Source organism: Arthrobacter sp. Y3225209 (assembly GCF_059090685.1).
In genome coordinates this window covers 19,732-32,581 of the sequence record NZ_JBNHFW010000020.1, presented here as the reverse complement: position 1 = coordinate 32,581, position 12,850 = coordinate 19,732, and the positions used below count along the sequence as shown (strand labels likewise).

The following is a 12,850-nucleotide window of genomic DNA, read 5'->3' as shown; positions in this document are numbered from 1 at the left end:
CGAGTCGCGCCACGTACCGCGACCGAAAAACCAACACGAAAGACCGTTTAATGAATCAGCCTCTCTCTATTCGCACGGACCGTCGTTTCGCGACTGCTAGTCCATTGCGCTACCCAGGGGGGAAGGCAACTCTGACTGGTTTCTTTGCCGAGACCATCAAACAGCTTGGCATCAAGAACCCGCGCTATATAGAGCCTTTTGCTGGGGGAGCCGGTGCGGCCCTCTCGTTACTGCGGGAAGGGCTGGTAGATGACATTGTGATCAATGATATTGACGGTGCCGTATACAGTTTTTGGTCGTCTGTAGTAAACCACACTGACGAGTTTCTTGAGCTGTTGGATACTGTGCCGCTTACTATTGAAGAGTGGAAAAAGCAGCGCCAAACTTACAAACAAGCGGACGAATCTAACCCACTGGCGTTGGGTTTCTCCTTTTTCTACCTAAATCGCACGAATCGTTCTGGGGTCTTGAATGCAGGGGTTATCGGCGGACTGGCTCAGCAGGGTAAGTACAGGATCGATGCTCGGTTCAATCGTTTAGAGCTGGCCTCCCGTATCCGTGCCATCGGGGAGATGCGTGATCGAATCCAGGTTACTGATCGGGATGGTGGGGAAGTAGTCCGGCGGTATGCGGCGGATCCCAACGTCTTCCTTTATATTGATCCTCCTTATGTTGACATGGGTAGCGCACTGTATCTAAATTCCTTCAACCACCGGGACCACGCTGACTTAGCGGAGACCGTCTTGTCGTGTGATAACGCCCATTGGATCCTGACGTACGACAATTCGGATTTCATACGTAAACTTTACGCTTCAAAGTTTCTCAGCGAATATGAGCTGACCTACAGCGCGCATCGCCCCGGTAAAGCCACCGAGCTTCTCGTGGCGTCCACTTCCGTTGCTGATGCGTTACGGATGCGATTTAAGACTACGAACGTTGCTGGCTGACTTCTTCCGCCTCGAGTAGTTTTTTGATCAGTGGTGCCATATGTTCCCACGCGTGATGAACTTGCTCTGCAGTTACAAATGCGTCCGGTTCATGAATAAGGGTGTTAAGGGCAGGAGCTGACTTATAGAACTGATCAGCGTTCACCTGCCCCCCTTGGTTCAGGCCGTTTAGAACGGATGTCATGCGTTTGTCATTGAGTGCTGCAAAGTGTTTTGCCGCGGCAGTGACAGCTCCTGTGAGAGTAATCCCCGAGTGCAGCGCCTCGTTTTTCAGACGGAAATAATGCTTGATTGAGCACTCCAAGAGTGAGCGGAGCAGGTAATATGCTGAATTTGGCAGATTGCGGACGCTGATTTGACTCAATTCTTCAAAGCGACGACGGATGCCGGCTGACTGGCCGGAGTAGGAGATCCCGAGCATATCGAGACGGTCCCGGGTATATCCCCTATTGGGGTTACGCGTACCTCCTCCGCTTTGACTCCGCCCTGGGTAATCGGATGAACCAGTCCCCGACCCTTCCGTATTTTCGGGTGCGGGGGCCTTGCGGTTCTGCTGATTACTATGGTCGTTATTCGGACCCTTCTGAACCGAACCGGTGCCACTATCCCCGGCGGATTTCTCAATGTCAGCCTCAAAGTCGCCGGGATCATCGCCTGTGGCGATGGCCCATAGCTTCTTTACGTACTCTTTATGGTCATCGTGCCTTGCGCGAAGCTTTGATGATCGAGTATTGAGCTGGCCAAACATGAAGCCAGCAAGAATGTACTGGATTACCCGTCGCTGAAAAGGGGTGAATTTCTTCGAAACAAGTAGCCCGTTTGATGTGAATTCAAGTCCTGCTGCCAGGCGAATCAGAGGCTTTGAGTGCGCGTATTCGAAGGCAGACATTGTTAGCTTGTCGGAAGCGGCATATTCACGAATAGCAGCATCGTCGAACCTAAGGGACTTGATGAGTGTACGCATCTCCGCCATCCGGATGAACCTAGGGATGTCTTTGGCGGCCGACGGGAAAATGGCCTTGAGGTCATCGACTGTCGCCGTCGGACTCAGCTGCGCGTAATAGAAGGTCGCCTGCTGTTCCCGTGGCCAGGACTTCTTGGGGTTGGCGGTATGCAACCGTGCGAGAAGCGGAGCAGCCGCCTCTCGGGAGGGGGCAATCATTACTCGAATTGCGGGTGGTATGGGGGCACCGCCATACCGACTCAGGAGGCGGTTGAGTGTCTTTAAGAATGTTGGAGCCGCGTCAGGGTTATTCAGAGCCTTGAGGGCTGATACCCGGCGGTTTCCTTCGAGAACCAGGTATTGCCCACCATCATCTACGACGATGGGCAGTTCATTGTCGATGTACCCATCACGGAGAATGCTGTGCGCGAGATCTATAACATCCTCTTCCGCGAAGAGATAGTTCAAGGCGTGCGTCTCATTGATGACGGATCCGCGAATCCTTACATTACGAAGATCCAAGTTCAATCGATCAAGTTCAACCGTCTCAATAGGCCAGTTGCCTGCGTCGGCCACTCTGTACCCCCCCAATATTGCAGCCTTATTACGGGCTCTGTCGTAGTGACCGGCATAGTCGATCCTCCGCTTCAGGCTAAAGGATAATTCCTCACGCGTATATTCGGTGCATGTGGCGGTGACGAGTGTCCCTGATGGATACGAGGTTAGGCGCTGGCATCAGGTCTTGGAGAAGGTGCAGGTGCGCCGGCCAAGGACAGTCGGACGCTCGCGGATCACGCAGATCGGCCGGCCGGCGCCCACCACTTCGAGGGGAGCTTGGCGAAGGCCCACGCAGCCCCCCGTGCGCGTGGCGAAGGCCTGCGTGATGCCTAGACGCATGCGGATCTGCAGCACCTAGGCGGGATCGGCCCCGTCGGCCAATCCCAACCACCCACCTTCCCCACCTCTGGCCGCGCCCGATCCGCGGTGCATAGACTGATGAAGCCGCCTGAATGCACCAACAGAGGAGCAGCATGCCCACGATCGCCGAAACCGTCGTCCACAACCTCGCCGCCAACGGGATCCAGCGGATCTGGGGAGTCCCCGGCGACTCCCTGAACGCGGTGACCGAAGCGATCCGCCGGGAGAAGGGCATCGAGTGGATGCTCACCCGGCACGAGGAGGAGGCGGCGTTCGCCGCAGCCGGCGAGGCGGCACTGACGGGCGATCTCGCGGTGTGTGCAGGCAGCTGCGGCCCCGGCAACATGCACCTGATCAACGGACTCTACGACGCGCACCGCAGCCGGGTCCCCGTGCTCGCGATCGCCTCGCACATCCCCAGCGACGAGATCGGCAGCCAGTACTTCCAGGAGACCCGGCCCACCGAACTGTTCCGCGACTGCAGCGTCTTTTGCGAAATGGTCCTCAGCGCCGACCAGATGCCGCGGCTGCTGGAAATCGCCATGCGCACGGCCATCGAAAAGCGGGGCGTCGCCGTGCTCGTGTTGGCCGGCGACACTGCACTGGAAGACGCCGTCGACGAGCGCGTCTTCACCGTCCGCCGCGCCGACCCGGTCACCGTGCCCTCCCCGGCGGAGCTGCAGGAGGCGGCCGGCACGCTGAACTCCTGCGAGAAGGTCACGATCCTGGCGGGCGCCGGCGTCGAGGGGGCACGCGAGGAGGTCCTCGCCCTCGCCGACGCGCTCGGCGCGCCGATTGTGCATGCCCTCCGCGGCAAGGAATTCATCGAACACGACAACCCGTTCGACGTCGGCATGACCGGGCTTCTGGGCTTCGCGTCCGGCTACCGGGCGATGGAGGACTGCGACGCGCTGCTGATGCTCGGCACCGACTTCCCGTACCAGCAGTTCTACCCGATGCACGCGAAGATGCTGCAGGTCGACATCCGCGGCGAGCAGCTCGGCCGCCGCGTGCCGCTCACCCAGGGCCTGGTCGGCGGAGTGCGCGAGACGGCGGAGGCGCTGCTGCCGCTGCTCGAGCGCAAGTCCAACCGCGCCCACCTTGAGAAGTCGCTGGACCACTACCGCCGCACCCGGCGGCAGCTCGATGACCTGGAGAGGCAGGGCCCGGGCGCCATCCATCCGCAGCACCTCACCCACCTGATCGACGAACTCGCCGACGACGACGCTGTCTTCCTGCCCGATGTCGGCACCCCGGTCATCTGGGCGTCCCGGCACCTGCACATCAGTGCGCGACGGCGGCTGATCGGCTCCTTCTGGCACGGCACCATGGCCGCGGCCACTCCGCTCGGCCTGGGTGTTCAGGCGGTGGACCGGAACCGGCAGGTGGTGGTCCTGGCCGGCGACGGCGGCCTGGCGATGATGCTCGGCGAGCTGCTCACAGCGGTGCAGCACAATCTGCCGATCAAGATCGTGGTGTTCGACAACGCCGCGCTCAGCTTCGTGGAGGTGGAGATGAAGGCGGCGGGCATCGTCAACTTCGGCACGGGGTTGCAGAACCCGGACTTCGGCAAGGTGGCGCAGGCAGTGGGGATGCACGGCGAAAGCGTGACCCGCCCGGAGGACCTGGAGGGCGCCCTGCGCCGCGCGTTCGAGTACGACGGCCCCGCACTTGTCTCCGTCGCGGTGGAGCGGCAGGAGCTGTCCATCCCGCCGAAGATCGACGCCAAGCAGGCCACCGGTTTTGCGGTCTACGCGCTGCGCACGGTGATTGCCGGCAACGGCCGCGAACTCATCGACCTGGCCAAGGCCAACGCGCGGCAGTTGCTCTGAGTATAGGGGCGGGCCGGGGCTTACGATGCCCGCACGCCGTCAGGAGCCCCTACGCGCCGACAGTGCTCACCCCTCCTCCGGGCCAAGGATGGCTTCAGAAAGGACGGGTGCGAGCTTCGCCGAGTATTCCGGTGTTATGTGCTGCGGGTCTACGAATATCGGGGTTGTTCCGGCGAAGGCAGGGCAGGAGACCGAACCGCAAAACCACGGGATGGTCGAGACGAAACGGGTTCCTTCCACACTCTCCGCTGCAGCTTTCTCCGCCGCGACCGTGTTGACGTATCGATCCCTATCCGTCACGGCACAGTCGCTGGGCCTGCTCACCCTGGTGGCGCATTCCATCAGGTTTTTACCGGTCGCAGCGACCGACATCAGAACGATCTGCCCTTCCGTCGCCTCACGAACGTCCGTCAGCTTTTGGACCGTTGCTTCGGACCAGAGTGAAAGGGCTTCCTCCTTTGTGGGCGCTCCCACGAGGCGGTCACGCGTATTAAGGGCACTGGATACGAGCACCATATCCGGCGTCATCTCGGCGATTTTCGCCATGGTCCACTGCTGGTGCGCAATACATTCATCCGCAAAGCCAGCCTTGTCATCGGACCGCTCAACCTGCAGCTCGATGGCAGGGCATTGCTCCTTGGTCAGCAGCTGGATCCTCCACCCCTGCTTTCCAAGCGATTCGCGCAGCCCCGGCATCCAGCTGATAGCCACGGAATCACCGATGACCACTGCCGTCTTTGCAGCCGCGGGATCCCCGTAAATGCACTGGCTGAAGTTTGCGTCAGTGACATTCATGCACTTGTCGACGGTCCACTCGGGAACAAACGCCAGGTTATCCAGCGACGGCGAGAGTTCCGGCCAGGCCGTTGACGTACTGGCTGCCTCGATTTCAGCGGATAGTCTGCCGGCAGCGGTGTCCGGCGGTGCGTCAGGAGTTGCACCCTCCTGGCCGGAGGTCGACGCCGGTGCCGGCTGGACGGACAGCGACGGTTCCGTTTCGGTGGTCGTCGTTATGGCGAGAATGACTGCAAAAGCCGTCACTGACACAAGGACACCCATCGCGGCCTGCTTTGACGGCTGGTCAAGCCCGGAAGACTTCCTCTTCCTGCGGGGACGGGGCGAGGGATCCAGCCATGACGATTTACGGATGGGATCTTCAATAAAGTGGTAGGAGGCGATAGATAACGCACCCATTCCCAGCACCATAAGAACCCATGCGGTCAGATTTTCCTGCGGAACAATCGATTCCATCAGGATGATGACCGGAAAGTGCCACAAATACAGTGAGTAGGAGATGTTGCCAAGGTAATTGCTGACGCGGTTGGTCAGGGGATACAGATAAGGCTGTGGGCCATTTATGCCGGCGGCTATTACCAGCGCCGTAGACAAAACGGGTACGCATCCCCATGGTCCGGGAAACGCCATGTCAGGACTCACGTAGATGATGCTCCAGATGATGCCGGCCAGCCCCGCGTAGCCCAAAACAGTCCTCATCATCAGGGATAGCGTTGGCAGACTGCCCGCTATCACTGCGAGCAGCGCCCCGACTGCCAGTTCCCAGGTCCGCGACGCCGTTGAAAAGTACGCGACGGTTGGACGCGCTGCGGTCTCCCAGAGGGAAAAGACAAAGGATGCCGCAATGACAAGGCCCATGACTCCGGCCAGGAGACGGCGGGCGGCAGCCAGGGAGAGACTAAGCCGGTGGGCGAGCACACCCATCACCAGAACTATCAGCCAGGGCCAGAAGACATAAAACTGCTCCTCGACGGCGAGGGACCAGAAATGCTGCAGCGGCGACACCGGTCCGCCGGCCTGCATGTAATCGGTACCCGTAGCGGCATAATGCCAGTTGGCGCCAAAGATCAGAGCGTAGAAGCCGTCCCAGGTGATGCTTTCGGCCCGCGTCCGCCGGAAAAGCGCCCAGGAAAGAATGATCGTGACCGTTATGACGATAACTGCCGCCGGAATGATCCTTTTGATGCGGCGCCGATAAAACCCGCTGAAGGAGATGCGGCCGGTTCGCTCCTGTTCCCGTAATAGCAGGCCGGTAATCAGGAATCCGGATATCACGAAAAAGACGTCCACTCCAACGAATCCGCCGAACGGATAGCCCAGCAAATGATCCGAGATCACCGCTAGGACGGCGACGGTACGGAGTCCCTGGATATCCAACCGTGCTGAGCTGGGGGGCGTACGCCGGGCCCTTCGCGTCGGGGCCGGCAAAGCGGCCTTAAGTACGGTCATGTACTTGTCCCCCATCGTTGCAACCGCAAAATTTTCCACAGCATAGTGTTCGCGGATGCGATCGGGTAGCGTACCGGCGCCGCTGGCGAATCAGCAGGTTTTCGGGTGGAAAGGCCTCGCGAGGCCAAACGGGCCGTCGCGCCGCTGGCGTCAGGGCAGGAGGGACCTGTCAGTGGACATCCGGTCGCCGGGTGAGGCGCTCGGTGAGGAGCCGGTTGGCCCAGTTCGGAGATATCTGGGCCGTCGCCGCCAGGACACGGGCCTGAATTCCGACGGCGCGGTGGACGTTCCGGGGTCGCCTCCGGTTGCCGGCCTTGATGCTGTGTTCCACGGCAGCGACAGCGGCGGCAGCAACATCGGTCTCGTTCAGCCGCACGCCGAACGACTGGATGGCTCCGATGCTGACACCCTTGACCATCCCGGTGTTGACGAACAGCGGCCACAGGTCGAGCACGGCAATGCCATGTTCCGCCCATTCCAGTTCCAGCGCCTCGGTCAGCCCGCGGACCGCGAACTTCGTGGCGGAGTAGGTGGCAAGATCAGGCTGCCCGTAGATGGCCGAAGCGGATCCCAGATTGAGCAGCACCGGCCTGTCAGCGTTTTTCAGGTACGGGAACGCGGTATGGGCACCGTTGATGGTGCCGATAACGTTGACGTCCACGAGTGCCCGGTGCCGTTCAAGATCGGTATCGACGAACGGCCCGGCAGACAGCAGCCCGGCGTTGTTGACCAGCAGGTCCAAATGGTCCTCGCACACGGAGGCCAGGGCGTCACGCCACTGTTGGGCGTCGCCGACATCGAGCGGTCCGGTGACGACAGTCGTGCCGTGCGCGGCAGCGATGTCCTTGAGCTCAGCGAGGCCGTTAGTTTCGATATCGAAGGCACCGACCCGCCATCCGTTGCGCAGCAGAAGGGCCGCGGTGGCGTGTCCGATGCCGCGGGCGGCGCCGCTGACGACGGCGACGCGGCGTGAGTGCTGCTCAGCGGTCCCGGCCATGTCAGGCCGCCACGCGGTGGGACGCGGCGTCGGCAGTGGCGACGCGCCGCGCCCCGGCCTCACGCTCGGTGCGCAGGACGCGCATGTAATCGTCAAAATCCACCTGGATGGTGTGCCGTTTGCTGGCGACGTACCTCCTGGCGACCGCCTTCCGGTGGCGGTCGATCTCTGCGTTCATTTCCTCCGGTTCCGGCAGGGCGTAACGGCCCTGGAGATGGTCGGCGGCCAGCTCGGACTGCCGCTCGGAAATCGGCATGATCGCGCCGAGCGGCTGCACCAGTCCGATGAAATACAGTCCGGGCACCGTGGGGTGGAACATCCGCTTGTAGAGTCTGACCTCGTTGTCTCCGCCAGGGTCAAGGAAGTCACGGCTGAAGAAGGGAAAGGAGATTTTGTATCCGGTGCAGTAGACCACCAAGTCGGCCGCGACGCGGCTTCCGTCGGCGAAGACCACGTCGTCGCCGTCGAACCGCTGAATGGTGGGCTTCGGGACGACGGCGCCGTGGGCCAGCCGGTCGAGCACCCGGCTGGACATGGTCGGGTGGGCCTGGGCGAACTTGTGGTCGGGCTCCTGGAGGCCGTAGCGCGACATCGGGCCGGTGGCCGCGCGCATAAGCAGCCGGGCGACGGGCCAGCGGACCCAGGACGGGATCTTCTCGTTCCCGGCGATCTCGTCGTAGGGCTTGCCGAAGACGTACTTGGGAATGATGTGCACCCCGCGCCGGTGGGAGAGGTAGGTTTCGGCTGCGTGATAGCTGGCGTCCGTGCAGATGTCCATGGCCGAGTTGCCCATGCCGAGCACCACGACCCGCTTGCCGACGAGCTGCTGCTCGTCCTTGTAGTCGTGGGAGTGCATCTGCTCGCCGGTGAAGGTTTCCGCGCCGGGGAAGGCGGGCTCCGGCATCCGGGGGTCCCAATGGTGGCCGTTGGCGACCATGACCGAGCCGTAGAACCGGGTCTCCCCGCTGTTCAGGCGCACCTCGAAGCCGCCACCGGACAGCGGGCGTACCTGCTCCACGCCGGTGGTGAAGATGATCTTGTGCCGGAACCCGAAGTGGTCCACGTAGGCGTCAAAGTATGCGGCGATCTGGTCGTGGCGGGCGAAGTTGGGCAGGGTCTCGGGCATTGGGAAGTCGCTGAACTCCATCCTGCTGCGGGAGGTGTTGATGTGCAGGGACTTGTACGACGCCGACACACCGTTGCTGTTGCCCCACACCCAGTTGCCGCCCACCCGGTCGGAAAGCTCGAAGCAGTCGAAGTCGAGTCCCCGTTCGTGGAGCACCTTGGCTGCGGTGATGCCGGAGGAGCCGGCACCGATGACACACACGCGCTCGCGGTCGCTGCGGCTGAGATTGTCTGCGGAGGACGTGCTGTGGAATGTCGTCATTGGCGCTCCAGGGCTCTGAATATGACCGGTGGTCATGTGATGTGTGTCACTGTAGACTGCCCGACTGTGACGATCAACATCAACACCCCGACACGCAGCATCGGTCCCCGCGGCCTGGAGCTGCTCCACGCGTCTCCGGCACCCGGCGTACCGGAGAAGGCACCGCTGCTGTTCGTGCATGGGCTTGGGCACGGTGCATGGTGCTGGTCCCACTGGCTCGAGGCCGCAGCCGCGGAAGGCCATCCGGCATACGCGGTCTCGCTGCGCGGCCACGGCAGCAGCCAGGGATCGTTGCGGACGGCCCGCCTGAGCCACTACGTCGACGACGTCGTCCACACGGCAGCCAGCCTGCCCCGGCGTCCGGTGCTGGTGGGACATTCCCTGGGCGGGCTCGTGGTGCAGCTGGCCCTGGCCCGGTACGCCGCCCGGGCCGGTGTCCTGGTGGCTCCCGTACCGGCCCACCCTGCCGTGGGCTCCCTTCTGGCGATTGCCCGCCGCCACCCCGGAGACGCGGCCCGCCTGTTCCTCGGCAGGTCCCTGCCGCTGCGCCGGGAGTACCTGTTCAACCAGCTCTCCGGCCCCGACGCCCAACGGCTGGCCGACCGGTGCGGGCAGGAGTCGCCGCTGGTCCAGTACCAGCTGCTGATGCACCGGCCGGCAGGGCAGCCGCGTGGCGACGCGCCCGTGCTGGTGCTCGCCACTCCGGACGACGCCCTCGTGCCGCTGGCCGACGTGCGCCGCACCGCATCCCGCTACGCAGCCCCCGTCCTCACCTTCCCCGGCATGGGCCACGACCTGATGCTCGACCACGGGTGGCGCGCGCCCTTGGACGCGATGACCAGCTGGATCGGCCAGCTACCGCCGCGCTGAGTACCGCCGTATCGCGGGCGGCCACACAGCGTAGGGGTTATTCCGGACCGAACGCGGCCTCGAGCACCGCGACCAAACGCTCGACGGCGGCATGCCGTTCCTGCCGGGCCGTGCTGCTCAACCCCAGCACCGGATCCAGGCCCGGGCTGTGCGGGGCCAGCGCGATGTGGGGCAGCAGCACCAGCAACAGGGCGAGGAAAGCCTCGAGGTCTGCCTGCGGGCGCAGGTCACCCCGTTCGGAAGCGCCAGCCAGCAGCGGGCGCAGTACGGCGGCATAGTGCTCATTGGCGACCTGGCGGACCGCCATCCGCGCGGACCGCTCCGGTTCCACGTTGACCGCCACGGTCATGGCCAGCTCCAGGGGGTGGGAATGGAAGTACTCCTCCCACAGCACCACCAGCTCGCGCAGCGGGACGAAGAACCCGTGGCTCCAGTCGAGGGACCGGATGGCCACCTCCATGTCCGCCCGGATGCGGACGCTGGCGCGCTCGGACAGATACGCGTACAGGTCCGATTTATCGCGGAAGTACTGGAACAGGCTGCCCTTGGCGACACCCGCCTCGCGGGCGATGACGTTCAGGCTGCCCCCGGAGAAGCCGTGCCGGGAGAACTCATCCTCTGCCGCGCTGATCACCGCGTTGCGCCGGGCCTCCGGCAGCCGCTCCCACGTCGTCGTCGGCATCCAATGTCCTCCCGCTTGCGCTCACCGTCAGCCCCAGTCTCCCAGAGTCCCTGCCCGGCCCGCGCCAGAAATGGCCGTACGCTTCGGTGTTGCTGTGAGCCCCGCACCCGGTTTTATTCGCCAGGGGGGCACACATCGCCGCCGTACTCCCGCCACTGGTTGATTACCGCAAACTCGACATGGGAATGTCACTAATTGAAAGCCCAAGTTCTAGTACTATCTGCTATTAGACGAGCGGAATCCGCTTTGTCTGACCAGATGGGAACTCCCGCCAGCCGCTTCGCCAGCGGCGGTATCTCAAACTCGTTTCGGCTCATCTGATGGCGACTTTTACGTATCGCGACAATGAAACGAGACAGCCTTGGGAAACTTCAGTGATTCCGTTCGCAATATCGAACGCAACACAAAAAGCGCAGCCGACTCGGCCGCATTCGCAGCCCGAAGTAACGCAGCCACCTCAAGGGCAGCGCAAAGCGCTGCGACGGGCGCGTGGGTTGGAGCTGGATTTCAGGCGGTTGCCGCATTCCATTCGGCTCGTGCCGCACAAGCTGCCGAAGAAGAGCTTGAACTCCAACGCGTGAGGAACGAGCAGGACCGGGTTTTTCAGTTCGGCATGTGGAGCCAGACACCCAATGGGATTGCGTTCGTATCCTGGCGAGAACGAGCGGTCAGCCTCGCGCAGTTCCTCAGAGACCGGGAAGCTATGTGGCTTTCGGCATGGGCCCGAGCCATCGGACGCGCACAAGCAGCAACCCCCGATGCCGAAAAGCATCGGTTCCTGAAACGGCCTGCACGCCTTAAGCAGAAGGGCTTGAAGGTCGCGGCTATCCTGAGTTTGGCTATCGCGGCGCTGTACACCGTCAACTTTCTGTTTCAGATTTTAATGAATGTGCTGCCTTCCGATGAATCTGCTGGCGGCTTCACCTATGAGCAGTGCTTGACTGCACTCAAGGACCCCGAGAATCTCCTATTTAGTCAAGCCGATTGCGACGCCATCAGCCCTTACGCGTCCATGCCGCTGACGCTGTTTCCATTGATATTCTTCCTCGGTTTAGGAGTCGCCTTTTTGGTGCTGCGCCGTATCAAACAGCGCGCGGCGAGAGCAGACCTGACCGTGGCCCACGAGGCGCAGTTGCGAATTGAACGGTGGGGCTTCGATCCACTCGCTGTGCGGCAGGGCTACACCGCGTTTCCGTGGTCTCAATCATGGAACCCGGACGAGTACGCCGACCAGCTCATGCGGCTCGCACTGCATGGGCATGTCAGCTTTCCAGCACAGTCGGAACTCATCAAACTCGCCGTTCCTGAGTCCTACCCGCCCTCCCGGAACTATCCAGCAGAAGTAAACGAAGTGCTTGAAAAGTTTCAGAATGAACGGCCGCCGCTAGGGTAACCTTGCGGCTTCCGGCTCGCGCGGTGCGCGGGATCACGGCGCCCCGCCGTCGTCGGTCCTGAAAGGCTGGGTCCCCTAGGACTGAGGGGACTTGACCGCAATCACCGGAGCATTGGCCTCGAGCAGGATCTGCTGCGCCGCGCTGCCGAGCAGGAACTTGCCTACCTTGCTGCGGTGCCTCACCCCGATGACTACGGCTGAGGCGCCGACCTCTTCGGCGGCGTCGAGGAAATCCCCCACGGCATCGCGGTCACGGGCATTCGGCAGCCGGTAGGTAACCGGAACGCCCTCGAGTTCGGTGCCCTCAGGATCAAGCTGAGTGCCCTCGAGATTGAAAACCACCAGGTCTTCCTGACGGCGTCGGGCTTCCTCGAGTGAGGCGGCAAGTGCAGCTTCGCCCTCGGGCGTGCTGGTGCGGGCAACGATGACGGTCATGAATACTCCGAGCTGGGAGGGGCAAAACAGGACGACGGGTTCACCTTGAGAGCGAATTTGTCCTTCAGGTTCTCCACTCCGGATGGAAAAAAGCAAAACCAGCGCAGTTTGTTAAGGGCGTCGACTGGGAGGACTCCCTCAATATGATGCAGATCACTTAGGGTCGTTAGGTGGTCGGCTCAACGCTGAGTACCGGCCAGCT

At 62.3% G+C, this 12,850-nt stretch carries 11 protein-coding genes; 4 read left to right on the top strand and 7 right to left on the bottom strand.

The window, feature by feature from the left end:
* The first annotated feature begins 50 nt into the window (after positions 1–50).
* On the top strand, positions 51–947 hold the full coding sequence (locus AC5RVB_RS11755; protein WP_494142776.1) for a DNA adenine methylase: 897 nt from the start codon (positions 51–53) through the stop codon (positions 945–947).
* Here AC5RVB_RS11755 and AC5RVB_RS11750 read toward each other — a convergent pair.
* A complete protein-coding gene (locus tag AC5RVB_RS11750) occupies positions 928–2,466 on the bottom strand; it encodes a hypothetical protein (protein ID WP_494142775.1) in 1,539 nt (512 codons plus the stop codon). The genes AC5RVB_RS11755 and AC5RVB_RS11750 overlap by 20 nt on opposite strands.
* A gap of 159 nt (positions 2,467–2,625) precedes the next feature.
* The gene (locus tag AC5RVB_RS11745) at positions 2,626–2,787 is read right to left on the bottom strand and encodes a hypothetical protein (RefSeq protein ID WP_494142774.1); all 162 of its coding nucleotides are present in this window, start codon (positions 2,785–2,787) and stop codon (positions 2,626–2,628) included.
* Between the two features lie 134 nt (positions 2,788–2,921).
* On the opposite strand from AC5RVB_RS11745, the gene poxB reads away from it, so the two are divergent.
* A complete protein-coding gene (gene poxB / locus AC5RVB_RS11740; RefSeq protein ID WP_494142773.1) occupies positions 2,922–4,640 on the top strand; it encodes a ubiquinone-dependent pyruvate dehydrogenase in 1,719 nt (572 codons plus the stop codon).
* A 66-nt stretch (positions 4,641–4,706) separates the two neighbouring features.
* On the opposite strand, the gene AC5RVB_RS11735 is transcribed toward poxB, so the two are convergent.
* The 3 genes from AC5RVB_RS11735 to AC5RVB_RS11725 all read right to left on the bottom strand — a co-directional run bounded on the left by AC5RVB_RS11735 (position 4,707) and on the right by AC5RVB_RS11725 (position 9,268).
* The gene (locus AC5RVB_RS11735; RefSeq protein WP_494142772.1) at positions 4,707–6,812 is read right to left on the bottom strand and encodes an acyltransferase family protein; all 2,106 of its coding nucleotides are present in this window, start codon (positions 6,810–6,812) and stop codon (positions 4,707–4,709) included.
* A gap of 241 nt (positions 6,813–7,053) precedes the next feature.
* Complete coding sequence (locus tag AC5RVB_RS11730) at positions 7,054–7,881, bottom strand: SDR family oxidoreductase (protein WP_494142771.1); 828 nt, start codon at positions 7,879–7,881, stop codon at positions 7,054–7,056.
* A gap of 1 nt (position 7,882) precedes the next feature.
* On the bottom strand, positions 7,883–9,268 hold the full coding sequence (locus tag AC5RVB_RS11725; RefSeq protein WP_494142770.1) for a flavin-containing monooxygenase: 1,386 nt from the start codon (positions 9,266–9,268) through the stop codon (positions 7,883–7,885).
* Positions 9,269–9,334: 66 nt separating this feature from the next.
* On the opposite strand from AC5RVB_RS11725, the gene AC5RVB_RS11720 reads away from it, so the two are divergent.
* The gene (locus AC5RVB_RS11720; RefSeq protein WP_494142769.1) at positions 9,335–10,138 is read left to right on the top strand and encodes an alpha/beta hydrolase; all 804 of its coding nucleotides are present in this window, start codon (positions 9,335–9,337) and stop codon (positions 10,136–10,138) included.
* 37 nt (positions 10,139–10,175) lie between these two features.
* Here the strand turns inward: AC5RVB_RS11720 and AC5RVB_RS11715 are convergent, their stop codons facing one another.
* Positions 10,176–10,820 carry a TetR/AcrR family transcriptional regulator gene (locus AC5RVB_RS11715; RefSeq protein WP_227904722.1) on the bottom strand — a complete coding sequence of 215 codons (645 nt, stop codon included), beginning with the start codon at positions 10,818–10,820 and terminating at the stop codon, positions 10,176–10,178.
* A 577-nt stretch (positions 10,821–11,397) separates the two neighbouring features.
* On the opposite strand from AC5RVB_RS11715, the gene AC5RVB_RS11710 reads away from it, so the two are divergent.
* Positions 11,398–12,213 (top strand): hypothetical protein, encoded by an 816-nt coding sequence (locus AC5RVB_RS11710; protein WP_494142768.1) that lies wholly within the window; start codon positions 11,398–11,400, stop codon positions 12,211–12,213.
* Positions 12,214–12,288: 75 nt separating this feature from the next.
* Here AC5RVB_RS11710 and AC5RVB_RS11705 read toward each other — a convergent pair whose 3' ends face one another.
* Positions 12,289–12,648: a universal stress protein gene (locus tag AC5RVB_RS11705; protein ID WP_494142767.1), complete on the bottom strand. Its 360-nt coding sequence runs from the start codon at positions 12,646–12,648 to the stop codon at positions 12,289–12,291.
* Positions 12,649–12,850: the final 202 nt, after the last annotated feature.